Genomic DNA, 25669 nt, shown 5'->3' with positions numbered 1-25669 from the left:
TCCCCGCCAGCTTGCGCGCCGGCAGCACGGTGACGCCCGCGGAGACTTCCAGCTCTACGCCATCGACTTTGAGTTTAGGCATTATCAAAACCGCCGTTGACGTAGCCGTAGGTGAAGATTGAAGCGACGAGCAGAACAAACGCGACGATGCAGCCGACCTGGACTGACCAGGGCAGAAAGCTGAATAGGAGATCAGAAAAGAGGTCGGACATAGATCGTCCACTCCACTAGCCCTCACGCGTTCGTCATGCTGAACTTGTTTCAGCATCCATCGTGCCGCCCGCCCGTAAGCCTGCGTGAACAGCACGACTGTGCCGTTGCGCTGCCCAACAACGCTCCGGCGCTTGGGGAGAAATGGATCCTGAAACAAGTTCAGGATGACGGGTGTGTGGGGGGCAAGCCTCACTCCCCTGACTCCCCTGCTTCGTCGCCCCGGACTTGATCCGGGGCTGGGCTGGCTGTTGCGGAGTGGGCTGTCGTCGCAAATTCGCGGAAGAAAGAAAAGCCCAGCCCCGGCCTTCGCCGGGGTGACGGTGGTGGTGGGGGACAGGGTGTGGCTCACTCCGCCGCCTCCCGCACGTTCTCCGCAATCCGCCGCTCAAGCTCCGGCCGGAAGTGCTTGATCAGGCCCTGGATCGGCCAGGCGGCCGCATCGCCCAGTGCGCAGATGGTGTGGCCTTCGACTTGCTTGGTCACTTGCTGCAACAGGTCGATTTCCGAGATGTCGGCGTCGCCGGTGCGCAGGCGTTCCATCACGCGGTACATCCAGCCGGTGCCTTCGCGGCACGGGGTGCACTGGCCGCAGCTTTCGTGCATGTAGAAATGCGACAGGCGGCTGATCGCGCGGACGATGTCGGTCGACTTGTCCATCACGATGATCGCGGCGGTGCCCAGGCCCGAGCCGACTTCCTTGCAGCCGTCGAAGTCCATCGGCACGTCCATCATCATCGCGCCGGGCACGAGCGGTACCGACGATCCGCCGGGGATCACCGCGAGCAGGTTGTCCCACCCGCCGCGAATGCCGCCGCAGTGCTTTTCGATCAGTTCGCGGAACGGCACGCCCATCACATCTTCCACCACGCACGGCTTTTCGACGTGACCGCTGATCTGGAACAGCTTGGTGCCCTTGTTGTTGTCGCGTCCGAAGCTGGAGAACCACGATGCGCCGCGCCGCAGGATCGTGGGCGCGACCGCGATGGATTCCACGTTGTTGACCGTGGTCGGGCAGCCATAAAGCCCCGCGCCCGCCGGGAACGGGGGCTTCAGGCGTGGCTGGCCTTTCTTGCCTTCGAGGCTTTCGATCATCGCGGTTTCTTCGCCGCAGATGTAGGCGCCTGCACCGCGATGGACGAACACGTCGAAATCATAGCCCGATCCGCAGGCGTTCTTCCCCAGGAACCCGGCGTCATACGCCTCGGCCACGGCGGCGAACAGCGTCTCGGCCTCGCGGATATATTCGCCGCGAATGTAGATGTAGGCGGCGCGCGCACGCATCGCATAGCCGGCGACCAGCGCGCCCTCGATCAGCTTGTGCGGATCGTGGCGGATGATCTCGCGGTCCTTACACGAACCGGGCTCGGATTCATCGGCGTTGATGACGAGGAAGCTGGGACGGCCGTCCTTGCTCTCTTTGGGCATGAACGACCATTTCATGCCGGTGGGGAAGCCCGCACCGCCGCGACCGCGCAGACCCGACGCCTTGATCTCCTCGATGATCGCGTCCTGGCCGCGCGCCATCAGCGCCTTGGTATCGTCCCAATCGCCCCGGCCTTGCGCCGCTTTCAGGTTCCACGGCTGGTAGCCGTAGAGGTTGGTGAAGATGCGGTCCTTGTCAGCGAGGCTCACTTGATGCCTCCATTCACCAACATCCGCTCATGCTGAGCTTGTGGAAGCACGCACGCGGCAGAAGTATCCGGGACGATAGCCAGCGCACGGCCTTCGACAGGCTCAGGCTGAGCAGGGTGGGGAGTCAGTTTCATCACCACTCACCCCGGTAATCGTGGTTTTCACCGACCATGGCGACCAGCGTCGTCGGTCCGCCGAGCGGCTCCACGGTGTGACGGCCCGGCAACTGCGTGCCCGCCTTGGGCGTTTCACCCTTGGCCAGCGCATCTAGCACGGAGTCGAGGCTGGCCGGCGTCAAGTCCTCGTAGTTGTCGTCGTTGATCTGCACCATCGGCGCGGAGCTGCAGTTGCCCATGCATTCGACCTCGGTCAGCGTCCACAGGCCGTCCGCCGTGGTGTGGCCCTTGGCCATGCCGCGCTTCTTGCACGCGGCCATGATGTCGTCGCTGCCGCGCAACATGCACGGCGTGGTGCCACAGACCTGCACGTGGAAGCGGCCGACCGGCTGGATGTTGTACATCGTATAGAACGTGGCGACTTCGAGCACGCGGATCACCGGCATGTCGAGTTCGCGCGCGACGTGTTCCATCACCGGGATCGGCAACCAGCCCTGGGTGTTCTCGTCCGCGCCGACCTGCCGCTGGGCCAGGTCGAGCAGCGGCATCACCGCCGAACGCTGACGCCCGGGGGGATAGCGGCCGATGATCTCGGCGACTTTCTTCGTGTTCTCGTCGGTCCACGCGAAGCTGCCCCAGCGGGCGCGCAGATCGGGGGTGTCGGGTGAGATATGGCGATCAGCCATTGCGGCCTCCGGAACGGCGGTGGCGCCGCTCGTTGATGAACATGTAGAGTTCGAACCCGCCGATCGAGGTGATCATCATCGGCAGCCAGTCGGGCGCATCGGCCCCGGCAAAGCGCGACAGGAAGAAGATGACGGCGAGGATGAAGCCCGTGGCGCAGGCCAGCACATCGAGCCGTTCAAGCGGACTGAGCATCAGCGGACAAACTCCACGCGAGAGCACTTGTCGCCCTCGAAGCTGTAGATGGACATCACCTCGAACGGCTCCGCGCTGGCGGAGCGGAACACGCGTTCGTGCAGTACGGCGTAACCGCCCAACTGGTAGCCGGTGACGATGTCGGCACGGTTTTCGGGGAATTCCGCAAACATCGCTTTCAGCCCGGCGCGCGTACCTTCGCGGCCTTCGCGCACCACCGCGCCGCGATAGCCCGCCTCGCAGGCATCGTCGGTCATCAGCGCGACATAGGCGTCGGCATCCTGCGCGTTGTAGTGCGCAATCATCTGGGTCGCGATGGCGAGGTTGCTCACCGATCACACTCCCCGAACACAATATCCAGCGCGCCGAGAATCGCGGTGGCGTCGGGCAACATGTGGCCGCGGCTCATGAAGTCCATGGCCTGCAAGTGCGAAAACGCAGTCGGGCGGATCTTGCAGCGGTAAGGCTTGTTGCTGCCGTCGCTGACGAGGTACACGCCGAATTCGCCCTTGGGGCTTTCGGTGCCGACATAGACTTCGCCCGCAGGCACGTGGAAGCCTTCCGTATAGAGCTTGAAGTGGTGGATCAGCGCTTCCATCGAGCTTTTCATCTCGGCGCGCTTGGGCGGCACCACCTTGCGATCGTCCGACGCGATCGGACCTTCGGGCATTTCGGCCAGGCACTGCTTCATGATCTTGGCCGACTGGCGCACTTCCTCGACGCGGACCATGAACCGGTCATAGCAATCGCCGCGCGTGCCCACCGGGATCTCGAAATCCATGCGGTCATAGACGTCGTAAGGCTGCGATTTGCGCAAGTCCCACGCGATGCCGGACCCCCGGATCATCGGGCCGGAAAAGCCCCAGCGCACCGCGTCGTCCTTGGATACGGTGGCGATGTCGACGTTGCGCTGCTTGAAGATGCGGTTGTCGACCACCAGGCTCATCGCGTCGTTGAACAGCGTCGGCAGGCGGGTGTCGAGCCATTCGCCGATGTCGACCAGCAGCTTCAGCGGCACGTCCTGGTGCACGCCGCCGGGGCGGAACCATGCCGAATGCATCCGCGCGCCCGATGCCCGCTCGAAGAAGTTGAGGCAGTCCTCGCGCACTTCGAACATCCACAGGTTCGGCGTCATCGCGCCCACGTCCATGACGTGCGACCCGAGGTTGAGCATGTGGTTGCAGATGCGCGTCAGTTCGGCGAACAGCACGCGCAAGTACTGCGCGCGCAGCGGCACCTCGATGTTCAGCAGCTTCTCGATGGCGAGCACGTAGGAGTGCTCCATCGCCAGCGGCGAGCAGTAATCAAGCCGGTCGAAGTACGGCAGCGCCTGCAAATAGGTCTTGTGCTCGATCAGCTTTTCGGTGCCGCGATGGAGCAGGCCGACGTGCGGATCGATCCGCTCGATGATCTCGCCGTCCAGCTCCATCACCATGCGCAGCACGCCGTGCGCGGCGGGGTGCTGCGGGCCGAAGTTGATCGTGTAGTTGCTGATGACCTCGTCGCCGGTGGTGGGCGACTGTTCGGCTACGAAGCTGCTCATGCCTTGTCCCCCGCCTTCTCATCGCCGGGCAGGACATAGTCCGCGCCTTCCCACGGGCTCATGAAATCGAACTGGCGCAAGTCCTGCGCCAGCTCGACCGGCTCGTAGACCACGCGCTTGTCTTCCTCGGAGTAGCGCAGCTCGACATAGCCGGTCAGCGGGAAGTCCTTGCGGAACGGGTGCCCCTGGAAGCCATAGTCGGTGAGGATGCGGCGCAAGTCCGGGTTGCCGGCAAACAGCACGCCGTACATGTCATAAACTTCGCGCTCGAGCCAGCCGGCGACCGGCCACAGCGTGGTCACGGTGGGCACCGGCGTCGCCTCGTCGGTGGTGACCTTGACGATGATGCGTTGGTTTTTGGTCAGGCTCAGCAGGCAGTAGACCACCTCGAACCGCTCGGGACGGCTGGGGTAATCGACGCCCGCGATTTCCATGAGCTGCTGGTAGGCGTGCTCGTCACGCAACAGGCGCAGCGCATCCTCGATCCGGTCGCGCGCCACGGTCAGCACGATCTCGCCGTGCTCTTCCTTCGCGGCCACCAGCATCGCGCCGAGCGCGGCGGACAGGGCATCGGCCACGCCCTCGCTGGAGGTGATCTTGGGTGCGGGGTGGAGGACGGTCATGCCAGGCTCCAACCGTTGCGAGCGGCCTTCGACAGGCTCAGGCTGAGCGGGGTTTGGGTATGCCGCACACACGACACCCGCTCATGCTGAGCCTGTCGAAGCACGCGCGCTGACACTGCCCCGCTCACCGTTCAATCGTCCCGACGCGGCGGATCTTGCGCTGCAATTGCATCACACCATACAGCAGCGCCTCGGCGGTGGGCGGGCAGCCGGGGACGTAGATGTCCACCGGCACGATCCGGTCGCAGCCGCGCACGACGCTGTAGCTGTAGTGGTAGTAACCGCCGCCGTTGGCGCACGAACCCATGCTGATCACGTACTTTGGGTCCGACATCTGGTCGTAGACCTTGCGCAGTGCCGGCGCCATCTTGTTGCACAGCGTGCCCGCCACGATCATCACGTCGGACTGGCGCGGGGACGCGCGTGGGGCGACGCCGAAGCGTTCCATGTCATAACGCGGCATGTTGACGTGGATCATCTCGACCGCGCAGCAGGCGAGGCCGAAGGTCATCCACCACAGGCTGCCGGTACGCGCCCACTGGAACAGGTCCTCGGTCGAGGCGACGAGGAACCCCTTGTCGTGCACCTCGGCGTTGAGGTCGTTGAAGAAGGCCTGGTCCGGCTGAACGACCGGAGAACCTGCTGGCCCGGTCACGGGGGCTGTCACGATGGTGCTCATTCCCAGTCCAGCGCCCCTTTCTTCCAGGCATAGGCAAAGCCGATCGCCAGTTCCGCGAGGAATACCATCATCGTCGCCCAGCCCGACCAGCCGGTATCCTTGAGGCTGACTGCCCACGGAAACAGGAACGCGGCCTCGAGATCGAAGATGATGAACAGGATCGCGACGAGGTAGAACCGCACGTCGAACTGGCTGCGCGGGTCCTCGAACGCGGGAAAGCCGCACTCGTACTCGCTGTTCTTCTCGGCATTGGGATTGTGCGCGCCGGTCAGGCGCGCAACGCCCATCGGCAGGAATACGAACGCCGACGACAGCGCGAGCGCAATCCCGAGAAAGATCAGGATCGGCAGGTATTGGGACAGATCGACCAAAGGGCTGACTCGCATGGCTAGCGTTGCCCCGCGCCCTAGTGCCCGCACGGCCATGGCGCAAGTGGGGGGTGTGACGGATAGCCCCAGTTTCGCGCGTTTGGCGAGCAAAAATGTTGCGGTGCAGCGTTTCGGGAGGACGGGCCCGTGCCACGCGCCTGCCAGTGGATCGAAATCTACCCGGTGGGCCGCCCCATCGCCTTGGCGATCGCCTTCGCAGCGGCCTTGCCATACGGCGGCTTGATCCCCGCCATACCGGCGATGTCGAGCCCCGGCTGGCGATAGACGGCGCGCGCGTGGCTGAACGTCCTGAACCCCTCGACGCCATGATAGCTGCCCATCCCCGAAGGCCCGACGCCGCCGAACGGCAGGTCGTCCATCGAGATGTGGAACAACACGTCGTTGATCGTCACCCCGCCCGACAGCGTGCGCGACAGCACACGCTCCTGCTCGGCGCGATCCTGGCCGAACCAGTACAATCCCAGCGGGCGATCATGCGCGTTGACGTAGTCGATTGCCTCGTCGATCGAGCGGTAGGTCTTGACCGGCAGCACCGGCCCGAAGATCTCGTCCTGCATCGCCTTCATGTCAGCGGTCACGTTGCGCAGGATCGTCAGCGGCAGCTTGTTGCCGTTGGTGCCGGTGAAATCCTCTCCGGCGGGATTGACCTCGATCACCTCGGCGCCCTTGGCCCGCGCGTCCTCCACAATATCGACCAGCCGGTCGCGGTGGCGGCGGTTGATGACCGAGGCATAGTCGTCGTTCGCCAGCAGTGTGGGATACATTGCGGTCACGCCCGCAGTGACCGCCGCGATCGCCTGATCCTCCAGCGCCTCGGGCACCAGCATGTAGTCGGGCGCGAGGCAGATCTGACCGGCGTTGAGCATCTTGCCCAGCGCGATCCGCTCCCCGGCGCGCGCGATGTCGGCACCCGCCCCGATAATCGCGGGCGACTTGCCGCCCAGTTCCAGCGTCACCGGCACCAGGTTGTCGGCCGCAGCATGAAGCACGTGCCGCCCGACCGAGGTCGCGCCGGTGAACAGCAGGTGATCGAACGGCAGCGCGCAGAAATCCTGCCCGGTTTGCGGCCCGCCGGTGATCACCGCCACTTCGTCCTCGGCGAAATGGCGGGCGAACAGCTCAGCCATCAGCGCCGACGTGCGCTCGGTGTATTCGGATGGCTTGATCATCGCGCGGTTGCCCGCCGCCAGCGCTTGCGCCAGCGGCCCGAACGAGAGCATCACGGGGAAATTCCACGGGCTGACAATGCCGACCACGCCCTTGGGCTCGTAGCGGACAGATGCCTTGCCGCCGAGCAGGCCGAGCGGGAAGATCGTGCGGCGGCGGTCGGATTTTGCCCATTGGCTCAGGTGCTTGCGGCAGTAATCGAGCAGACCGAGCGAAGGCAGGATATCGACGATCATCGACTGGTCGCGGCTGCGGTGCCCGAAGTCAGCGCTCATCGCGGCGGCAAGCTGCTCGGCATTGTCCTTGAGCAACCGCGAGCACCGGTCGAGCCGGTCGCGCCGCAGCGCCAGCGGCTCTGGCCGCGCGGCGGTGAAGACGCTGCGCTGCCGCTCGAGCACGGCCAGCATCGCGGCGTTGTCGGTGTCCTGCATGGTATCGTTATCCTCACCCGAAGTCTTGTCGCCCGACAGCACGTCCGTTCACCCGAATCCCTGCAACAGGAACAGCGGCCACGCCGCCACCGCGATGCACGTGCCCAGCGGCAGCGCGGTGTCCGCCGCCACTTCGCGCCCATCGACCTTGCGTCCCGCCAGCATCAGCGCGATCGCACCGACAATGCCGATGATGCTCGCACCCAGCAGCACCTCGACCACGCCGAGCGGACCCAGCCACAGGCCTACCGCGCCCATCAGCGGCGGATCGCCCTGCCCCATCCCGTCGCGCCCGCGCGAGCGGCGATAGATCGCCGCGACCAGCGCCAGCATGGCATAGCCGATCGCCCCGCCGCCCAGCGCCACCGCCAGTGTCCCGGGATCGTGGCTGCGCACGATCGCCGCGACCAGTCCGCTGCCCGCCAGCACCGCCGTCAACCGCGTGGGCAGCCACAAGTGTCGCGCATCGAGCAGTGCCAGCAGGAGCAGCTGCCAGCCCATGACCATCGCCGCCAATCCCGTCATGCCATCGCTTACGGCCAGCAGCGCGGCTAGCGCGATGCCTGCACCGGCCAGTTCGCAAACCAGCTGCCAGCGCCCGATCGGGGCGGCGCAAGTCCGGCATTTCCCGCGTTGCGCGATGTACGATACGATCGGGACAAGCTCGCGAAAGGTCAGGCGCCTGCCGCAGGAATCGCAGGCCGAACAGCCCGACACGATCGACCGCCCCTCGGGCATCCGCACCAGCGCGGTGTTGATGAAGCTGCCCACGGTTGCGCCGACGATCGCCGCCAATGGCAGCGCCACGGCAACAGGGAGGACGACGATGGTGTCTTCGTGCATCGTGCGGACGGCCCCCTTCCCCTTGGACTTCTGGCGAATTGCATTTGCTGCAGTGCAGCAGTATGGCGACGCCCAATTCCGACCTACCCCGATCCGAGTCCTCAGGAAAGCGCGTCTGTCATGGCCCAGTTCTCTGCAACCGATCCCGTCGTCATTCTGTCTTACGCCCGCACCCCGATGGGCGCGATGCAAGGCGTGTTCGCCGATGTCGCGGCAACCGACCTGGGTGCGACCGCAGTGCGCGCTGCGGTGGAACGCGCGGGCATCAACGGCGCGGACATCGATCGGCTGTACATGGGCTGCGTGCTGCCCGCCGGGCTGGGCCAGGCGCCCGCACGCCAGGCCGCAATCAAGGCCGGCCTGCCCAAGTCGGTGCAGGCGACCACGGTCAACAAGGTCTGCGGATCGGGCATGCAGACGGTGATCATGGGCGCCGAGGCGCTCGCCAGCGGCACGGTCGACCTGATCGTCGCGGGCGGCATGGAAAGCATGACCAACGCACCCTACGTGCTCAAGAAGCACCGCTCGGGCGCGCGCATCGGGCACGACACCGCGTACGACCACATGTTCCTCGACGGGCTGGAAGATGCCTACGAACCCGGCCGCGCGATGGGCACGTTCGCGCAGGAAACCGCCGATGCCTATCAGTTGACGCGCGCTGCGCAGGACGACTATTCGATCGAATCGCTGCGCCGCGCGCAAGCCGCCATCGCCGACGGTGCTTTCCTCGGGGAAATCACCCCGGTCACGGTCAAGGGCCGCGGCGGCGACACCGTGGTCGATACCGACGAACAGCCCGGCAAGGGCCGCCCCGACAAGATCCCCACGCTCAAGCCCGCCTTCGCCAAGGACGGCACGATCACCGCCGCGACCTCCAGCTCGATCTCCGACGGCGCCGCCGCGCTGGTGCTCACGCGCCAGAGCGAAGCGACGCGGATGGGCGCCAGCCCGGTCGCACGGATCGTGGCGATGGCCGCGCACGCGCAGGAGCCCAAGGATTTCACGATCGCTCCGGTCGGTGCGATCACCAAGCTGCTCGACCGCGCGGGCTGGACGATCGGCGATGTCGACCTGTTCGAGGTGAACGAGGCATTCGCCTGCGTCGCCATGTTCGCGATGCACGATCTGGGCATCCCGCACGAGAAAATCAACGTCCACGGTGGCGCCACCGCGCTGGGCCACCCGATCGGCGCCAGCGGCGCGCGCATCATCACCACGCTGATCGCCGCGCTGAAGCGCCACGGCAAGACCAAGGGCGTCGCCAGCCTGTGCATCGGCGGCGGCGAGGCCACGGCCATCGCGCTCGAACTGGTCTGAAGCGGCTGATCCCCTCCCGGCTGCGGGAGGGGAACAGGTGCTACGGCGCGCCCGCGCCCCACACTGCCGGGGCTGGAATATAGCCTGCGCGGCCATCGATATCGAACCGGCACCAGCCGGGCGAGCAATCGCCCAGCTTGCCGATCACGCCCGGCGCCACCCGCCACAGCAATTGGCCCGAACCATCATTCGCCTCGCGCATGGCAGTAACCTGCCCGCGCACGATCCCGGTGTGCGTCCGCGCCAGGAAGCGCGCCAGCATCCAGCCGCGCGCGCCGTCGGGGTCTTCGACCAGCCGCCAGCCGCCCATCACGCGCAGCACCTTGAGCGGCAACGCCTTGCGCCTGTAGATCCAGTTGATGCGGTATTCGAGACCCGGGCCGACGCGCATGTTCGACTCGTCCTTGCGCAGCGACACCCAGTACGGCACATCGGCAGCGCGCGCCGGCGCCGGCACGATGGCCGACGAGACCAGCATCGCCGCTGCGGCCAACACGACCGGCAGGGGGAATTTCCCCTTCAGCACAACGGTTTTCCCCTTGAAAAATGCAACTTGTCGCTCGATCCCTACAGGATCGTCCCGCGATAGGAAACCGCGCGCTTGACCCGCGCCCGCCCGACCGCCTAGCTGGAAACTCATTTTCCGAGCTGGAAACAATGCCGAACCAGACGCCCGTCTCCGCCACCCCGACTGGCAGCCAGACCGATCGCCGGCCGACCCGGCGGATCGAGGGCAAGCCGGCGGTCATCGTCACCCGGCGCCTGCTTCCCGTCACCGAACGGCGAATGGACGAACTGTTCACCGTCTCGCTCAACGCCAGCGATGCGCCGATGAACCGCCAGCAGTTGATCGCGGCGATGCAGCGGTGCGACGTGCTGGTCCCGACCGTGACCGATCGCATCGATGCCGAAATGATCGCGGCGGCAGGCGACCGGCTGCGGCTGATCGCCAGCTTCGGCGCGGGGATCGAACATATCGACCTGGCCGCCGCGCGCGCGCGCAAGATCATCGTCACCAACACCCCCGGCGTGTTCACCGACGATACCGCCGACATGACCATGGCGCTGATCCTGGCGGTGCCGCGCCGGTTCCTGGAAGGCGGGCGCGTGATCCGCGACGGCGAATGGCAGGGTTGGGCACCGGCGACGATGCTGGGCCACCGCATCGGCGGCAAGCTGCTGGGCATCGTCGGCATGGGCCGCATCGGGCAGGCTGTCGCCCACCGCGCCCGCGCGTTCGGCCTGCAGATCGCCTACCACAATCGCCACCGCCTGCCCGAAGCGCTGGAGAACATGCTGGGCGCCCGCTACGAGCCCGATCTCGACCAGCTGCTGCGCGATGCCGATATCCTGACGCTGCACTGCCCCGCCACGCCCGAAACGCACAACCTGCTCGATGCCCGGCGGATCGGGCTGATGAAGCGCGACGCCTATCTGGTGAACACCGCGCGCGGCGAACTGATCGAGGAACAGGCGCTGATTGCGGCATTGTCCGAAGACCGTCTCGGCGGCGCCGGGCTCGATGTCTATTCCACCGAACCGGCGATCGACCCGCGCCTGCTCGCCCTGCCCAACGTCGCGTTGCTGCCGCACATGGGCAGCGCCACGTTCGAAGGGCGCGAGGCTTCGGGCGAACGCGTGATCGCCAACATCCGCTTCTGGGCCGACGGCCACCGCCCGCCCGATCAGGTGCTCGAAGGCTGGGCCTGACCGCCGTCGGACAAGCGCCGGATCGCTCCCGATAACGCCGTTCTTGTCTTGGCAACGATTGTTGCGTTAAACGCGGCGCAGAGGGTCGAGCGCCCGCACGGGCGCGCACGGAGGGGGTAACATGCGGAAATATCTGGCAGCCGCGCTGGCGGCGGTGGCGCTTGCCGCGCCTGCGCTGGCGTTCGCCCAGGTCGATACCGGCGTCGATGCCGCCTCTGCCGCCGACGCGGTCGACAGCGGCGATACCGCCTGGATCCTGATGTCGTCCGCACTGGTGCTGCTGATGGCGATGCCGGGGCTGACGCTGTTCTACGGCGGGCTGGTCCGTGCCAAAAGCTTCCTGTCGGTGCTGGTGCAGGTCGGCGCGATCGCCGCGGTGGTGTCGCTGCTGTGGGTGATCGTGGGCTACACGCTGGCGTTCGGAGAGGTCCATGGCGGCTGGCTCGGCTCGGGCAACGCGTGGATGCTGCTGAATCTTGGCAACGTGCGCGGCGAATCCGCCATTCCCGAAAGCGCCTTCGCACTGTTCCAGATGGCGTTTGCGCTGGTCACCCCGGCGCTGATGGTCGGCGCCTGGGTCGATCGCGCACGGTTCGGCTGGGTCGTGGCGTTCTGCGCCATCTGGAGCCTGGTGGTCTATGCGCCGGTGGCGCACTGGGTGTGGGGCGGCGGCTGGCTGGCGACCAAGCTGGGCACGCTCGATTTTGCCGGCGGCATCGTGGTGCACACCACGGCGGGCGTGTCCGCGCTGGTCGTCGCGCTGCTGCTGGGCAAGCGTGCCGGCTTTCCCAAAACGCTGATGCTGCCGCACAGCCCGGCGCTGACCATGGCGGGTGCCGCGCTGCTGTGGGTCGGCTGGTTCGGCTTCAACGGCGGGTCGGCGCTGGCCGCCAACGACGATGCTGCGTCCGCCATCATCAACACCCATGTCGCCGCCTGCGCCGCCGCACTGGCCTGGCTGCTGATCGAGAAATTCACCGTCGGCAAGCCGACCTCGATCGGGTTCGCCACCGGCGCGGTGGCCGGCCTCGCCACGATCACCCCGGCGGCGGGCTTCGTCTCGCCCGGCGCGGCGATGCTGTTCGGCGTGCTGGCGGCGTGCCTGTGCTACCCGATGATCCAACTGGTCAAGAAGCGCCTCGGCATCGACGATTCGCTCGACGTGTTCGCGGTCCACGGCGTGGGCGGCATGCTCGGCGCGATGCTGCTGGGCGTGTTCCTTTCGCCGAAACTCGGCGGCACCGGCTATGCAGAGGGGATGGGCATGGCGCGCCAGCTGATCGCGCAGGCCACCGGCGTCGGCGCGGTCGCGCTGTGGAGCGCGGTCGCCTCCGCGATCGTCGCGCTGATGGTCTCGATGGTCCTGCCGATGCGCGTCAGCGAAGACGATGAGCGCGAGGGGCTGGACTATGCCAGCCACGGCGAACGCGCGTGGGAATTCGACTGAGATTTGGTGAGCCAGCGCAATAGCTGGATCCCCAGCGAAGGCGGGGGTCTCAGGCCCTTGCTACACACCCGCCTGAGGTCCCCGCCTGCGCGGGGACACACTGCGGATCGCGCCTAATGCGCGGGGGGAGTGGCCGTTGCCCTGGCGCGGTGCTCGGCAACGCTTTCGTGCACATTGTCGGCGGCCTTGCCCACCGCGTTGGCCGCGCCGGTCGCGGCGTCGCCCAGTACATTGCCCACCTTGTGCGCGCCCTCGCCCACGGCCTTGCCAGCGTCGGTGGCGACGTCATCGACAGCGGCGCTGACTTTCCTGGCGCCGACATCGACCGCCGAACTCGCGCCCGTGGCGACATCGTCCTGCGCGGACTTGATTGTCTGGTCAGCGGCCTGCTGGGTCTTTTCCGAACAGCCTGCCAGCGCCAGCGGGGCGGCCACCAGCATCGACAGCAGCAAGAACATGGACTTGGTCGGCGTCATGGCGAACTCCTGATCGGCAGCTTGCAGTGAGTACCATCGCAGCGGCGCTTGGTTCCGCCGCCGGGCTTCAGTCGCCGGTGAGAATACGATCCACCAGTTCCTTCACCGTGGGGGTGAAGTTGTTGGAATAGAACGGGTCCTGCTTGAAGCGGTAGGCTGCGTGGCCGGCGAACATCAGGTTCTGATCGATATCGCCGCCATGCGCGATGTCCTGCAACGTTTTCTGGATGCAGAAGCTGCGTGGATCGGCCAGCCGCCCGGTGGTATAGTCATCGTGGTCCTTCCACGACGAGAACCCGCAGTGCGACAGGCAGCCCATGCAATCGGCCTGGTCCTTACGGATGATCTCGCGTTCTTCGGGCGCGACGAACACCACGGTATCGTCGGGCGTGCGGATCGCGCTGGTGAACCCGGCATTGGCCCAGCTGCGCGCGCGTTCGCGATCCTTGGGGGCGACCCAGAAGTTCTTGCCGCGCACGCCGACGTCGAGTTGCACGGTATGTTCGCCCGCCTCGACCCGCGAATACGGGATCTGCCGCTCGGACCGCGCCTCAAGGCTGCGCAGGAAAGGGTTGCGCACCGCCGAGGAATAGAACCCCGTCGGCGAAAAGCGGTGGAGCAGCACATCGCCCGGCTCGATCTCGCGCAGGGCATCCTTCCAGCCCATCGGGATCGGGCTTTCTTCGGTCAGCAGCGGCCGCGTGCCGAACTGGAAGGCGATGCTGCCCAACTCCGGATTGTCGATCCAGTTGTTCCATTCGCGCAGGAACCACACGCCGCCGGCCATGATGATCGGCACGTCGTCGGACACGCCTTCCTTGCGCATCGTGTCGCGCAACGCGGCGACACGCGGATAGGGATCTTCGGGCTTCAGCGGGTCTTCGGCATTCGACAGGCCGTTGTGCCCGCCTGCCAGCCACGGGTCTTCATAGACCACGGCGGCCATCAGGTGCGAAACCTTGTGATAGGCGCGCTTCCACAGCGCGCGGAAGGCGCGGGCGGACGAGATGATCGGCAGGTAGCTGACATTGAACCGCTCGGCGATTTCGCTCAGCTTGTAGGGCATGCCCGCCCCGCAGGTGACGCCGGTGACCATGCCGCGCGTCTTTTCCAGCACGCCTTCCAGCACTTGCTGCGCGCCGCCCATTTCCCACAACACGTTGATGTTGATCGCGCCGCGCATGTTATTGGGGCCGCCGGCGATGTCATAGGCGCGCTTGACCTGCTCGACCGCGCCGTCGATCGCGTAGCGGATCAGTTCTTCGTGGCGATCGCGCCGGGTCATGGCGGCATATTTCTGGGGAACGATCTTGCCCTCGGCGTCGTAGCTGTCGGCATTGACCGCGCTGACCGTGCCGATTCCGCCCGCAGCCGCCCACGCGCCCGAACTGGCGTGGTTGGTCGCCGCAACGCCCTTGCCGCCCTCCACCAGCGGCCAAACTTCGCGGCCACCGTAGAGGATCGGCTTCAAACCCTTGAACGCAGACATATCTTCCCCATCAGCGCGATGCGTCGCGCACGACCTGGCCATCCACAATCCGGCAAGGCCTGATGGCCGCCGGTTCGGGACGCGCACCGGCCACCCCGAATTGCGCATAGTAGCCGATGATTTCAGGCTTACGGCGAAATTCCGCCAAGTGAAAGCCCACCGCGTCGAATTCACAGAACAGCAAGGCCGGCGCAATCCCGTGGTGGTCGGTTGCGCGATCGAGATCGACCACGATGATCTGCCCGCCCGGTTTGAGCGCCGGCATCAGACGCCACAGGAACGCGTAAGGCTCGACCACCTCGTGGTACATGTGGACCAGAAAGATGCGGTCGAAACTGGCGGGCGGAAGACGCGGATCGTCGCCTGCACCCAGCTTGATCGAGACGTTGTCGAGCCGATCATGCTCGACCCGCGCGCCCAGCCGCTTGATCACGCCGGGATCGATATCCTGCGCCAGCACGCGGCCCCGCGCGCCGACGCGATCGGCCAGGCGCACGGTGTAATAGCCCTCGCCCGCGCCGATATCGGCCACCGACATGCCGGGGGCTATGTTGGCCAGGTCCATGACCGTGGCCGCCTCGCGCCGGTCGTCGCGTTCCTTCTCTGTGGAAAAACTGCTGGCGCCCAGCGCCGAAACCGGGCGGTGCGCGCGCGGAAACTCGCGGGCAGACGGCGCCCGGTCGGCGTCAGCCGACGGCTGGCACGCGGCCAGCGCACACAGCATCAGCATGGCTGAAATCGAGGCGAGCCATCGCCTCAATCGTCGTCCTCCACCGCCACCTTTTCACCGCTCACGCGCTGCGACAGCGCCGCCGCCATGAACGGATCGAGCGCACCGTCGAGCACTTCGCCGGGGTTGGTGGAAACCACCCCGGTGCGCAGATCCTTCACCTGCTGGTAGGGCTGGAGCACGTAGCTGCGGATCTGATGGCCCCAGCCGATCTCGGTCTTGGCCTGGTATTCGCCGCTCGACACCGCTTCGCGCTTGGCGAGTTCCGCCTCGTACATCCGCGCTTTCAGCATGTTCATCGCGGTCGCGCGGTTCTTGTGCTGCGAACGATCGTTCTGGCTGGCCACGACGATCCCGGTGGGCACATGGGTGATGCGCACCGCCGAGTCGGTGGTGTTCACGTGCTGCCCGCCCGCGCCAGAGGCACGGTAGGTGTCGATCTTGAGGTCGGACGGATTGATGTCGATGTCGATGTCGTCGTCGATCACCGGATAGACCCAGACGCTGGAAAAGCTGGTGTGGCGCCGCGCCGAGCTATCATACGGGCTGATCCGCACCAGCCGGTGCACACCGCTTTCGGTCTTGGCGTAACCATAGGCGTTCTCGCCCTTGATCAGCAGCGTGGCCGACTTGATCCCGGCCTGCTCGCCGCCGTGGTAATCGACGATATCGACCTTGTAGCCATGGCGTTCGCCCCAGCGCGCGTACATCCGCTGCAGCATTTCGGCCCAGTCCTGGCTCTCGGTGCCGCCGGCGCCGGCATGGACTTCGAGGTAGGCGTCGTTGGCATCCGCCTCGCCCGCCAGCAGCGCCTGAACCTTGTCGGCATCGGCGCGCGCGGCCAGTGCGGCCAGCGTCTTGAGGCCCTCGTCGATCGTGGCCTGGTCGTCCTCGCCCTCACCCAACTCGACGAATTCGATCGCATCGGCCATTTCCGCGCCGATCTCGCGCACCGTGCCCACGGCCGCTTCCAGCCGGCGACGCTCACGCATCACCACCTCGGCCTGCTTGGGGTCGTCCCACAGTTTCGGATCCTCGACGCGCGCGTTCAGCTCATCGAGCCGGCGCAATGCGCGATCCCAATCCAGGAACTTGCGGACGAGGGCGAGTGCGGCCTCGATGCGGTCGACGTGAGCCTGCCCTTCGGCACGCATGATCGGTGAACTCCGTAAAATGAGCCGATCCCCCTAGCGGAGCGGTGGCCCAAGTAAAGCTTTGCCGTTCTCCGCGACGCCGCGCGTCGCCGGCCCCCTCAGTGGTGGGGAGTGTGCAGCGCCCGAACAGCCTGCAGCGTCAGGCGGACATGATCGCGATAATCCATATCGGCATGGACCATCACGATGCGACCGTCACGGCCGATGACGTAGCTGGTGCGGCTGGTCAGCCCGGTCGACTTGCCGCTTTGCTTGAGGTCGACATCATATGCCGCGACCACTTGCGCGCTGGCGCCGACGACCGGAAACTTGTCGCGGCATTCGAGGCTGGAAAAGCGCTGCAACGCCGGAAGATCGTCGGTGGACATGCCGACCACGGTGGCGCCGGCGGCCTTGAACTGGTCGATCGCCTCGGCAAAGGCGTGCGCTTCCAGGGTGCAGCCCGGCGTGAACGCCTTGGGGAAGAAATACAGCACCACCGGCCCCTGCTTGAGCGCCTGCGCCAGGTTGAAGCTGAACACTTTACCGCCCAGCGCGCCGCGTGCCGCAAAATCGGGCGCGTGCGCGCCTTGCGCCAGTTCGGCCTGCGAAGCGGTGGGGACAAGGAGCGCGAGCGCGGCGAGTGCCAGTGACAAGGTGCGACGGTTCATGGCACGCACCCTAACAGGAAACGCAAACGCCTTGCACAACCATTTGCTGGCGCGATCAGTAAATTCCGCCCTGCTCCTCGACGAAACCTTCGTCGACGCTCTTTTCGGTCGGCGGTGCAACCGGGCCTTGGCCCCGGGCGGCGCGCGCGCGGCGCAGCGCTTCCAGCACCGCTTCCTTGGCGTTCATCTCGTCCTGGCGCACGGTGCGCTTGGGTTCGGAATCGGGCTTGAACGCTTCCCAGATGATCGACGCCTTGGGATCTTCGTCGTTCGGCGTGCCCGCGAACACGCGCTTGCCCGATACGCGATCGATGCGGACCATGCGCACGCCGGCCGGAACCGCGAACGGAATGTCGCTCCACTTGTCGCGCGTCGTTTGCACGAACTGCTTGAAGATCGGCGCGGCGATCCGGCCGCCCTGGGCATAGCCGCCCAGGCTGCGCGGCTGGTCGTAGCCGAGATAGACGCCGGCGATGATGTCGGGCGTGCCGCCGACAAACCACACGTTGGTCGGGCCCGATGTCGTGCCCGTCTTGCCGAACAGCGGCATGTTCAGATCGCGCAGCGAGGCCGCAGTGCCGCGCACCACAACGCCTTCGAGCATGTGGACCACCTGATACGCCGTGCGCTGGTCGAGCACCTGGTGCCCGGCCTGCTGGAAGCGCGGCATCGGCTTGCCATCCCACTGCCCCATGTTGCACCCGTCGCAATGGCGGTTGTCGGACCGCCAGATCAGCTTGCCGTTGCGGTCCTCGACATAATCGACCAGCGTCTGCGCATGCTGGCGCCCCTGGTTGGCGAGCGCGGCATAAGCGTTGACCATCCGCGCCACGGTGGTGTCGCCCGCGCCCAGCGCCATCGAGAGGTAAGGCTGGTAATCGCCGATCCCGACCGCCTTGATCTGCCGCACGACGTGATCCATCCCGGTGTCGTTGGCGATCCGCACGGTCATCAGGTTGCGCGATTGCTCAAGCCCCCAGCGCATGGTGTGCGTGCCGCCCCCGCCTTCGTCGCCGAAGTTCTTGAAGCACTTCTGGCCCAGCGCAGCGCCTTGGTAGACGCAGAACGTGCCGTCGACCACTTGCGACGCCGGGCTCATGCCGTTGTCGAGCGCGGTGGCATAGACGAACGGCTTGATCGTGGACCCCGGCTGGCGCAGCGCCTGCGTGGCGCGGTTGAACGAGCCCAGGCGCGCATCGAAGCCGCCCTGCATCGCCAGCACGCGGCCGTTCTGCGGATCCTCGACGACCATGCCGCCCGACACTTCGGGAATGTTGCGCAGCGAGAAGCTGGTGCTGCCGTTGGGTGCGACCGCTATGACGTCACCCGGCTTAGGACCGGCCGGCAACCCGGTGAGCGCACCGGTGCTGCCGTCGGCAAAGCCGATCCGTCCATTGCCGCCACTGACTTCGAGCACCGCGCCGACGCGCCAGTCGAGGTAGTGGACGCCAACGTTGGCGGTGATGAGCTCGGTCTGCCAGTGGTCGCCGGAAACGTCCACGGTACTGATTGGACCATGCCAGCCGCGTCCGCCCGAATAGCGCAACAGACCCGCGCGCAACGCATCCTGCGCCGATTTCTGCAGCCGGGTGTCGAGCGAGGTGCGCACCCACAGTCCACCGGCATAGACGCTGTGCGGGCCCTCCTCGGCATTTTCGCCGAACTTGCCGATCAGCTGGCGGCGCACTTCTTCGAGGAAATAGCCGGCGTCGGCATCGTAATTTTCACCACGCTGCTGCACCAGCCCAAGCGGTTGCGCCTTGGCCGTGTCGGCCTGTTCGCGCGTGGCCCCGCCATTCTTGACCATCTGGTCGAGCACCCAGTTGCGCCGTTCCATCGCCAGGCCGGCAAACTTGGCGCGGCCATAGGTTTCGGGCGCCTTGGGCAGGATCGCCAGGAACGCCGCCTCGTGCAGTTGCAGGTCGCCGACGTCCTTGTCGAAATACGCGCGCGATGCCGCCTGCACGCCGAAGCTGCGCCGCCCGAGCGGAATCTGGTTGAGGTACAGCTCGAGGATCTGCTGCTTGGTCAGCACCGCTTCGATACGCCGCGCGAGGATCATTTCCTTGAGCTTGCGGGTAACCGAATATTCGTTGCCGATCAGGATGTTCTTGGCGACCTGCTGGGTGATCGTGGAGCCGCCGCGCGCGCGCTTGCCCGAACCGAACTTGGTCACGTAATCGAACACCGCACCGACCAGGCCGGTATAGTCGACGCCACCATGGCTGAAGAACGACTTGTCCTCGGCGGACAGATAGGCGTTGATCAGCGGCTTGGGGAAATCGACGAAGCGCAGTTGCACGCGGCGGTCGCGGGCATAGCTCGAGACGATTTCACCGTCATACCCGCGCACCATCGTGGGCAGCGGCGGCTCGTACGTCAACAGCGTGTCGGCAGACGGCAGGCCGCGTGCCACGAACACCCACACGAGCACATTGAGCAACGCGGCGAGCGCAAGCACGATCGCACCGCGGCGAAACCACTTGCTGTCGTGCCAGTTTCGGCGAAACCACTGGGCAATGCCGCTCGCTTCGCGGCGAACGCGATAGCTGATGCTCTCGGCGGAGCTGTGTGCGGGGCTCTGCGCGGAGCTCTCTGCGGGCGTGTCGTCGGCCATGTTGCGCGCCCTCTAGCATGCAACTTTCGGGCGACGCCAGAACTAAGCAGGGCCGACGTGAATTGGCGGTTCGCAGCGCCGATTTGCGCCGGAATGGACTTGCAGCGGCGCGATTACGGCCGCGCGACCGATTGGCGGGCCAGGAAGATCTCGATGGCGCCGGCCACGGCGCGCGCGAATTCCTTGCGCCAGGCCGGCGACGTCAGCCGCGCGGCGTCATCGGCGCTGCTGATATAGCCCGCCTCGATCAGCGCCGACGGGACGTCGAGCGACTTGAGCACCACGAATGCCGCCTGCCGTTGCGGATCGGCATGGAACGCCAGACGATCGCCGCCTTCGCGCAGGACGAGATCGGAGAATCGCCCCGATTGCTCGCGCGTTTCGCGGCGCGACAGATCGAGCAGGATCGAGGTTACTGCGTCGGACTTGTCACCCAGCGACACGCCGTTGACGATGTCGGCGCGGTTTTCCCGGCTGGCGAGGCTGGCGGCGATATCGTCGGATGCGCGGTCGGACAGGGTATAGATGGTCGCGCCATGCGCCGCATCGCTGTCTGCCGCATCGGCATGGATCGACACGAACAGGTTGGCATCCATGCGTCGCGCGATGCCCGATCGCTCCTGCAGCACCAGGAACCGATCGGTGTCACGGGTGAGCGCCACGCGCACGCGGCCGTCGGCCACCAGCGCATCGCGCACCGCCTGTACCAACGCCAGCGTGACGTTCTTTTCACGCAAGCTCCCGGCGCCGCTCGCCCCCGGATCATGCCCGCCGTGGCCAGCATCGATCACCACCAGCGGACGGCTGGCATCTGCCGGTCCTTCGATCTGCGGAAGCCCGATCGTGCCCCCGGCATCGGGCAGTTCGACCCGCACGACATAGGACGGCACCCGGCCCTGCATTTGCGCACCGCAGCCGCCCAGCATAAGGCTGGCGGATGCGCAGGCGCACAAGGCCAGAACCGATGCCAGCGTGGGCAGGCCAGGTCTTGCAGCAGTCCGGTCGCGCTGGGTCATTGCCGCAGCCTATGCCTTGCCGCCGGATCGCCGGTCCAGTGCAAATCGCACCGGGTCGGTGGCGGGTGACCCTGCGTACCTTTTCGGGATTGTTTTAATTGCCGCTTTGCAATTGCGGTGCTAGCACCCATCTTATCGGAGCGAGCCAGCTCCATATCCAGCCGCCACCACGCCCGAATCGACGGCGAATAGCAGGGCGGCGCTACCTTTCCGGTTGCAGGATCGCTGGCCTTGGCTCTGCAAGATGCGGGGTGGCCGGGCTGATGCCCAAGATCCCCGCGCAAAGGTTGATGCCGTGATGATGAGCCGTGTAGAGTTCCAGCCGAGGCGCCCCGACGAGGGCCGCACGGCGTGGACCGCAAACGGCAAGAACTGTTCGCCGGCCAGCATCTCGCTGATCGGCATCGTCACCGCAGACACACGCCAACCGCCGCCGGGCGGAGAGCGCCCCGGGTGTTCCACCCATGCGCTCCGAACCGGCATTTCCGCATCAGCGACACACCGCACCCGGGCCTACGCCCGACTTTCGGCGTGTCGCGGCACAACAACAATTATCCGCGACGCGCAGTGGGGGCTAACCCTGCGCAGGCGCGGCTGGAGATTTTACGATGACAACGCGCATGCTTATCGATGCGCGCCACCAGGAAGAAACCCGGGTGGCGGTGCTCAAAGGCAACCGGATTGAAGAATTCGATTTCGAATCCTCTGATCACAAGCAGATCAAGGGCAATATCTATCTCGCCAAGGTAACGCGGGTCGAACCGTCGCTGCAGGCGGCGTTCGTCGATTTCGGCGGCAACCGTCACGGGTTCCTCGCCTTCAGCGAAATTCACCCCGACTACTACCAGATCCCGCGCGAGGACCGCGAGGCGCTGCTGGCCGAAGAAGCCGCGCACGCCGAAGAAGAAGCCGCGCTGCGCGCCGCCGAGGAAGCCGAAGACGAAGCCGAGGATCGCGATGCGGACCACGACGACGATCGCGGCGATGCCCATGACCGCGACGCTTATGACCGCGACGATGCTGGCGACCACGACGAGTCGGATGATCGCGGCGAGTCGCTGGCAGACGATTTCGCCGGAGACGACGGCGTGTCCGAGGTCGATACGTCGGAGAAGGACCAGGTCGCCACGATCGAGGGTGGCCATGTCGATAACGGCTTCGACCACGAGGGCGAGGAAGCCCGCGAAGGCGGCGATGAAAGCGACGAGGACAGCAACAGCCGTCCGCGCCGGGGCCGCCGCAAGGGAGGCCGCGCGCAAACCAAGCAGGCCGACGATCTGCGCGACAAGCGCATGGCGCTGCGCCGCCGCTACAAGATTCAGGACGTCATCCAGCGGCGTCAGGTGCTGCTGGTGCAGGTCGTCAAGGAAGAACGCGGCAACAAGGGCGCGGCGCTGACCAGCTACCTCAGCCTGGCCGGTCGTTATTGCGTGCTGATGCCCAATTCGAGCCATGGTGGCGGTATCAGCCGCAAGATCAGCTCGGCGACCGATCGCAAGCGCCTGAAGACGATCATCGGCGAACTCGACCTGCCCAAGTCGATGAGCTGCATCGTGCGCACCGCCGGGCTCCAGCGCACCAAGCCCGAGATCAAGCGCGATTTCGATTATCTCGCCCGGCTGTGGGACGAGATCCGCGAACAGACGCTCAAGTCGAGCGCCCCTGCCCTGATCCATTCGGACAGCGATCTGGTGAAGCGGGCGATCCGCGACATCTACAATCGCGAAATCGAGGAAGTGATGGTCGAAGGCGAAGCGGGCTACCGCGCGGCCAAGGACTTCATGAAGCTGCTGATGCCCAGCCATTCGCGCCGGGTCGTCCAGTATGCCGACCCCGTGCCGCTGTTCCAGCGTTATGGCGCCGAAGACCAGCTGACCGCGATGTACGATCCGGTGGTGCAGCTCAAGTCGGGCGGCTACCTCGTGATCAACCCGACCGAGGCACTGGTTTCGATCGACATCAACTCGGGTCGTTCCACCAAGGAACACGGGATCGAGGCGACCGCGCTGTCCACCAACCTGGAAGCCGCGCGCGAGATCGCCCGCCAGTTGCGCCTGCGCGACATGGCCGGGCTCGTCGTCATCGACTTCATCGACATGGAGTACGGATCGAACGTCCGCAAGGTCGAGAAGGTGATGAAGGATTCGCTGAAGAACGATCGCGCGCGCATCCAGGTCGGCCGCATTTCGGGCTTCGGCCTGATGGAGATGAGCCGTCAGCGCCTGCGCACCGGCGTGCTTGAGGCGACCACCCGCGGCTGCCCGCACTGCGACGGTTCGGGCCTGGTCCGCACCGCTTCGTCGGCAGGTCTTTCCGCGTTGCGCATGATCGAGGATGAAGCGGCCAAGGGCAAGGGCAGCATCATCACACTCTACGCCAGCCAGGAAGCCGCGATCTACGTGCTCAATGCCAAGCGCGGAGACCTTGCCGAGATCGAGGACCGCTACGGCGTCGCCGTCGAGGTGATCCCCGAAGGCGAGAACGAGGGTGCCAAGATGCGCGTGGCCGCGCGTGGGCCGCGTCCGGAATTCATCCCACGCTTCGAACCGATCATCGAGGAGCCCGAAGAGGACTTCATCGAGGACGAGGAGGAGTTCGACGACGAAGAGGAAGCCCGCGACGAGGGTTCCGATCGCGCCGACCGTGCCGACCGTGCCGACCGTGCCCCGCGCGAAGGCGCCTCGGGCGATACGGACAGCGATGGCCGTCGCAAGCGTCGCAAACGTCGCCGGGGTCGCAGCCGCGATCGCGCCGATGGCGATGTGACGGGCGAAGGCCAGGCCGAGGGTAGCGAACGCGAAGCGGGCGATGGCGATGACGGTGATTACGAAGCCGACACCACCGATGCCGGGAACGGGTCAGCCGAAGAAGGCCGTCCGGGTACTGATGCTGCGTCTGCCGAAGATGGCGAAGGCGGGCAGCGCAAGCGCCGCCGTCGCGGTCGTCGTCGGCGCGGGGGGGCGCGCGAGGATGCCAACGGCAATGCGATCGTCGGCGATGAAGGTGCGGATGACGCTGCGCCGGATCGGGACTCTGCCGATCAGTCCGATGACGGCCAACCGGCCGAAATCGATGAACCGGCATCGGATGCGCGCCCTGACGCAGACGCCAATATCGACGACGCACCTGAAGCCGCGCCGAAGAAGCGCAGCCGCCGGCGCAAGGTCGATGTGGCGACGGACGACGTCGCCGATGTCCCGGTAGCTGAAACGGACGAGGCGCCCGCACCGAAGAAGCGTGTGCGCAAGCCCAAGGCGGTTGCGGCCACGGACGAGTCCGCTGTCGTGGCGCCCTCGCCCGAACCCGAAGCTGACGTCGAAGTGGCAGGAGCGGCCGAAGCGCCCGCCCCCGCCAAGGCGCGTCGGAGCCGGGCTAAGAAGGCCAGCGAAGCCGAAACGTCCGTCGAGGCGGTTGCCGCGCCCGAGCACGTCGCCGTGACGGAACCGGTCAACGAAGAACCGGTCGCGGCCGGCACCGACGAACCCGCTCCGGTTGCCGCCGAAGCCGACGGCGAACCGCGTCGCGGCTGGTGGCAGCGCACGTTCGGCTGACGCTGAGCAGAGCAAACGATGATGCGATCCCCCGGCGAAATCCGGGGGATCGATCATCAGGCTCTGACCGCCGCGCCCCATTCCATCCACGACGCCCACCGCGGCATCCTCGGCATGTAGCCGGAGCCGATCGGTTCGACACTGAACCCGGCAGCACGCACCGCTGGCCCGATGGGGCGGGTCAGATGGCAGCCCCCCATCATCGGCTTCCACATCGGTTCGATTCGCTGCTGCCAACGCGCGACGCCCGCATCGGGTGAATGACCGTGCTCCAGGAACAGCAGCGTTCCCCCCGGAACCAGCACGCGCCGCAGTTCCGCCAGAACGCGCGCCGGATCGTCCACCGAGCACAGGGTATACGTGCACACCACGGTGTCGAAGCGTTCATCGCCGAACGGTATGTCCTCGCCGAAACCCTGGCGGATATCGGCATCCCAGCCCTTTGTACGAGCTTGTTCGCGCGCATAATCAAGCAGCTTGGGCGATGGGTCGATCCCGGCAAAGGCCGTCACCCGGTCGGTGTCGTAGAAGGCCTGGTTGATCCCGCCGCCACAGCCCAGTTCGAAGACCCTGCCCGACGCAAGCGGCACGACAGAGGCCCGGCGATCCATGATTCCCGGCGCACTGCAGGCGCAACGAATCATCCGCGGCATGACATGCGCATCGTACCAAGCCTTGAAACCCATGGCATCCTCCCGGACATCCTGCATGTCGCCGCAGGTCCGCAACACCCACACAATCGCAGCGGCTGTCTGCCGTCAAGCACTGGCGCGCGCGGCCGCATTCCAGCACTGGCGAGAGACCCGCTCAGTTTGGACTGCCGACACCTGGCCTGCTCGATCGCGCGCCCCTGCCTTTCGTTAACTTATCTTTCGTCAATAGTAAGTAGAAGCCCTTCATGTGCTCATCGGGATCTGAGCGCGTATTCGTCTCGAATTGATGTTTAGGGGAATTTGCCATGAAGTTTTTCAAGAACCTGCTCGCCGACAATGAGGGT

The 25669-nt window shown here is 66.1% G+C and carries 23 protein-coding genes and 1 pseudogene; 4 read left to right on the top strand and 20 right to left on the bottom strand.

Features of this window, described 5'->3' with window-relative positions:
• Nucleotides 1-74: 74 nt before the first annotated feature.
• The 11 genes and pseudogenes from NL2_RS21285 to NL2_RS18470 all read right to left on the bottom strand — a co-directional run bounded on the left by NL2_RS21285 (nucleotide 75) and on the right by NL2_RS18470 (nucleotide 8515).
• Nucleotides 75-212 carry a hypothetical protein gene (locus NL2_RS21285; RefSeq protein WP_157083255.1) on the bottom strand — a complete coding sequence of 46 codons (138 nt, stop codon included), beginning with the start codon at nucleotides 210-212 and terminating at the stop codon, nucleotides 75-77.
• A gap of 346 nt (nucleotides 213-558) precedes the next feature.
• Nucleotides 559-1845, bottom strand: coding sequence for an NADH-quinone oxidoreductase subunit NuoF (gene nuoF, locus NL2_RS18515; protein WP_068077533.1), 1287 nt, complete (start codon nucleotides 1843-1845; stop codon nucleotides 559-561).
• Nucleotides 1846-1978: 133 nt separating this feature from the next.
• Entirely contained in the window at nucleotides 1979-2647 is a 669-nt protein-coding gene (locus tag NL2_RS18510; RefSeq protein ID WP_068077531.1) for a complex I 24 kDa subunit family protein, read from the bottom strand.
• Nucleotides 2640-2840, bottom strand: coding sequence for a hypothetical protein (locus NL2_RS18505; RefSeq protein WP_068077529.1), 201 nt, complete (start codon nucleotides 2838-2840; stop codon nucleotides 2640-2642). The genes NL2_RS18510 and NL2_RS18505 overlap by 8 nt, the downstream gene beginning before the upstream one ends.
• Entirely contained in the window at nucleotides 2840-3145 is a 306-nt protein-coding gene (locus NL2_RS18500; RefSeq protein WP_068077571.1) for a nuclear transport factor 2 family protein, read from the bottom strand. The genes NL2_RS18505 and NL2_RS18500 overlap by 1 nt, the downstream gene beginning before the upstream one ends.
• 23 nt (nucleotides 3146-3168) lie before the next feature.
• Nucleotides 3169-4383: an NADH-quinone oxidoreductase subunit D gene (locus NL2_RS18495; protein ID WP_068077527.1), complete on the bottom strand. Its 1215-nt coding sequence runs from the start codon at nucleotides 4381-4383 to the stop codon at nucleotides 3169-3171.
• Nucleotides 4384-4394: 11 nt separating this feature from the next.
• Nucleotides 4395-5006: pseudogene (locus NL2_RS18490) on the bottom strand (NADH-quinone oxidoreductase subunit C); the annotation flags it as partial.
• Between the two features lie 124 nt (nucleotides 5007-5130).
• Nucleotides 5131-5685, bottom strand: a complete 555-nt coding sequence (locus tag NL2_RS18485) for a NuoB/complex I 20 kDa subunit family protein (protein ID WP_068077523.1) — start codon at nucleotides 5683-5685, stop codon at nucleotides 5131-5133.
• On the bottom strand, nucleotides 5682-6056 hold the full coding sequence (locus NL2_RS18480) for an NADH-quinone oxidoreductase subunit A (protein ID WP_068077569.1): 375 nt from the start codon (nucleotides 6054-6056) through the stop codon (nucleotides 5682-5684). Before NL2_RS18480 ends, NL2_RS18485 begins: the two co-directional genes overlap by 4 nt.
• Before the next feature lie 173 nt (nucleotides 6057-6229).
• Nucleotides 6230-7711 carry a coniferyl aldehyde dehydrogenase gene (locus NL2_RS18475; protein WP_281191071.1) on the bottom strand — a complete coding sequence of 494 codons (1482 nt, stop codon included), beginning with the start codon at nucleotides 7709-7711 and terminating at the stop codon, nucleotides 6230-6232.
• A gap of 9 nt (nucleotides 7712-7720) precedes the next feature.
• Nucleotides 7721-8515 (bottom strand): prepilin peptidase, encoded by a 795-nt coding sequence (locus NL2_RS18470; RefSeq protein WP_068077521.1) that lies wholly within the window; start codon nucleotides 8513-8515, stop codon nucleotides 7721-7723.
• A gap of 120 nt (nucleotides 8516-8635) precedes the next feature.
• On the opposite strand from NL2_RS18470, the gene NL2_RS18465 reads away from it, so the two are divergent.
• Nucleotides 8636-9832 (top strand): acetyl-CoA C-acyltransferase, encoded by a 1197-nt coding sequence (locus NL2_RS18465; RefSeq protein WP_068077519.1) that lies wholly within the window; start codon nucleotides 8636-8638, stop codon nucleotides 9830-9832.
• Between the two features lie 40 nt (nucleotides 9833-9872).
• On the opposite strand, the gene NL2_RS18460 is transcribed toward NL2_RS18465, so the two are convergent.
• Complete coding sequence (locus NL2_RS18460; protein WP_245647757.1) at nucleotides 9873-10358, bottom strand: SH3 domain-containing protein; 486 nt, start codon at nucleotides 10356-10358, stop codon at nucleotides 9873-9875.
• Nucleotides 10359-10489: 131 nt separating this feature from the next.
• On the opposite strand from NL2_RS18460, the gene NL2_RS18455 reads away from it, so the two are divergent.
• Nucleotides 10490-11542 carry a 2-hydroxyacid dehydrogenase gene (locus NL2_RS18455; protein WP_068077517.1) on the top strand — a complete coding sequence of 351 codons (1053 nt, stop codon included), beginning with the start codon at nucleotides 10490-10492 and terminating at the stop codon, nucleotides 11540-11542.
• A gap of 121 nt (nucleotides 11543-11663) precedes the next feature.
• Nucleotides 11664-12989 carry an ammonium transporter gene (locus tag NL2_RS18450; protein ID WP_068077515.1) on the top strand — a complete coding sequence of 442 codons (1326 nt, stop codon included), beginning with the start codon at nucleotides 11664-11666 and terminating at the stop codon, nucleotides 12987-12989.
• Between the two features lie 113 nt (nucleotides 12990-13102).
• On the opposite strand, the gene NL2_RS18445 is transcribed toward NL2_RS18450, so the two are convergent.
• The 7 genes from NL2_RS18445 to NL2_RS18415 form a co-directional block, all read right to left on the bottom strand.
• Nucleotides 13103-13465 (bottom strand): hypothetical protein, encoded by a 363-nt coding sequence (locus NL2_RS18445; RefSeq protein WP_068077513.1) that lies wholly within the window; start codon nucleotides 13463-13465, stop codon nucleotides 13103-13105.
• A gap of 67 nt (nucleotides 13466-13532) precedes the next feature.
• Nucleotides 13533-14954 carry an NAD(P)H-dependent flavin oxidoreductase gene (locus NL2_RS18440; RefSeq protein WP_068077511.1) on the bottom strand — a complete coding sequence of 474 codons (1422 nt, stop codon included), beginning with the start codon at nucleotides 14952-14954 and terminating at the stop codon, nucleotides 13533-13535.
• A 10-nt stretch (nucleotides 14955-14964) separates the two neighbouring features.
• Complete coding sequence (locus NL2_RS18435) at nucleotides 14965-15684, bottom strand: class I SAM-dependent methyltransferase (protein WP_068077509.1); 720 nt, start codon at nucleotides 15682-15684, stop codon at nucleotides 14965-14967.
• A 26-nt stretch (nucleotides 15685-15710) separates the two neighbouring features.
• Nucleotides 15711-16838, bottom strand: a complete 1128-nt coding sequence (gene prfB / locus NL2_RS18430; protein ID WP_068077507.1) for a peptide chain release factor 2 — start codon at nucleotides 16836-16838, stop codon at nucleotides 15711-15713.
• A gap of 98 nt (nucleotides 16839-16936) precedes the next feature.
• The gene (locus tag NL2_RS18425; RefSeq protein WP_068077505.1) at nucleotides 16937-17488 is read right to left on the bottom strand and encodes a peroxiredoxin; all 552 of its coding nucleotides are present in this window, start codon (nucleotides 17486-17488) and stop codon (nucleotides 16937-16939) included.
• Nucleotides 17489-17543: 55 nt separating this feature from the next.
• The gene (locus NL2_RS18420; protein WP_068077503.1) at nucleotides 17544-20105 is read right to left on the bottom strand and encodes a penicillin-binding protein 1A; all 2562 of its coding nucleotides are present in this window, start codon (nucleotides 20103-20105) and stop codon (nucleotides 17544-17546) included.
• A 113-nt stretch (nucleotides 20106-20218) separates the two neighbouring features.
• Nucleotides 20219-21121, bottom strand: coding sequence for an N-acetylmuramoyl-L-alanine amidase family protein (locus NL2_RS18415; protein ID WP_068077501.1), 903 nt, complete (start codon nucleotides 21119-21121; stop codon nucleotides 20219-20221).
• A gap of 608 nt (nucleotides 21122-21729) precedes the next feature.
• On the opposite strand from NL2_RS18415, the gene NL2_RS18410 reads away from it, so the two are divergent.
• The gene (locus NL2_RS18410) at nucleotides 21730-24672 is read left to right on the top strand and encodes a ribonuclease E/G (RefSeq protein ID WP_068077499.1); all 2943 of its coding nucleotides are present in this window, start codon (nucleotides 21730-21732) and stop codon (nucleotides 24670-24672) included.
• A 56-nt stretch (nucleotides 24673-24728) separates the two neighbouring features.
• On the opposite strand, the gene NL2_RS18405 is transcribed toward NL2_RS18410, so the two are convergent.
• A complete protein-coding gene (locus NL2_RS18405) occupies nucleotides 24729-25358 on the bottom strand; it encodes a class I SAM-dependent methyltransferase (protein ID WP_068077564.1) in 630 nt (209 codons plus the stop codon).
• Nucleotides 25359-25669 lie beyond the last annotated feature (311 nt).

Source organism: Novosphingobium lentum NBRC 107847 (assembly GCF_001590965.1).
Lineage (GTDB): Bacteria > Pseudomonadota > Alphaproteobacteria > Sphingomonadales > Sphingomonadaceae > Novosphingobium > Novosphingobium lentum.
Note: the sequence above shows the minus strand (reverse complement) of the source record. Positions and strands in the feature narration are given on the sequence as shown.

Coding starts and splice junctions, on each gene's coding strand:
- NL2_RS21285 (WP_157083255.1), bottom strand. CDS start 212: ATGTCCGACCTCTTTTCTGATCTCCTATTCAGCTTTCTGCCCTGGTCA.
- NL2_RS18510 (WP_068077531.1), bottom strand. CDS start 2,647: ATGGCTGATCGCCATATCTCACCCGACACCCCCGATCTGCGCGCCCGC.
- NL2_RS18505 (WP_068077529.1), bottom strand. CDS start 2,840: ATGCTCAGTCCGCTTGAACGGCTCGATGTGCTGGCCTGCGCCACGGGC.
- NL2_RS18500 (WP_068077571.1), bottom strand. CDS start 3,145: ATGATTGCGCACTACAACGCGCAGGATGCCGACGCCTATGTCGCGCTG.
- NL2_RS18495 (WP_068077527.1), bottom strand. CDS start 4,383: ATGAGCAGCTTCGTAGCCGAACAGTCGCCCACCACCGGCGACGAGGTC.
- NL2_RS18485 (WP_068077523.1), bottom strand. CDS start 5,685: ATGAGCACCATCGTGACAGCCCCCGTGACCGGGCCAGCAGGTTCTCCG.
- NL2_RS18470 (WP_068077521.1), bottom strand. CDS start 8,515: ATGCACGAAGACACCATCGTCGTCCTCCCTGTTGCCGTGGCGCTGCCA.
- NL2_RS18465 (WP_068077519.1), top strand. CDS start 8,636: ATGGCCCAGTTCTCTGCAACCGATCCCGTCGTCATTCTGTCTTACGCC.
- NL2_RS18455 (WP_068077517.1), top strand. CDS start 10,490: ATGCCGAACCAGACGCCCGTCTCCGCCACCCCGACTGGCAGCCAGACC.
- NL2_RS18450 (WP_068077515.1), top strand. CDS start 11,664: ATGCGGAAATATCTGGCAGCCGCGCTGGCGGCGGTGGCGCTTGCCGCG.
- NL2_RS18445 (WP_068077513.1), bottom strand. CDS start 13,465: ATGACGCCGACCAAGTCCATGTTCTTGCTGCTGTCGATGCTGGTGGCC.
- NL2_RS18440 (WP_068077511.1), bottom strand. CDS start 14,954: ATGTCTGCGTTCAAGGGTTTGAAGCCGATCCTCTACGGTGGCCGCGAA.
- NL2_RS18435 (WP_068077509.1), bottom strand. CDS start 15,684: ATGCTGATGCTGTGTGCGCTGGCCGCGTGCCAGCCGTCGGCTGACGCC.
- prfB (WP_068077507.1), bottom strand. CDS start 16,838: ATGCGTGCCGAAGGGCAGGCTCACGTCGACCGCATCGAGGCCGCACTC.
- NL2_RS18425 (WP_068077505.1), bottom strand. CDS start 17,488: ATGAACCGTCGCACCTTGTCACTGGCACTCGCCGCGCTCGCGCTCCTT.
- NL2_RS18420 (WP_068077503.1), bottom strand. CDS start 20,105: ATGGCCGACGACACGCCCGCAGAGAGCTCCGCGCAGAGCCCCGCACAC.
- NL2_RS18415 (WP_068077501.1), bottom strand. CDS start 21,121: ATGACCCAGCGCGACCGGACTGCTGCAAGACCTGGCCTGCCCACGCTG.
- NL2_RS18410 (WP_068077499.1), top strand. CDS start 21,730: ATGACAACGCGCATGCTTATCGATGCGCGCCACCAGGAAGAAACCCGG.
- NL2_RS18405 (WP_068077564.1), bottom strand. CDS start 25,358: ATGGGTTTCAAGGCTTGGTACGATGCGCATGTCATGCCGCGGATGATT.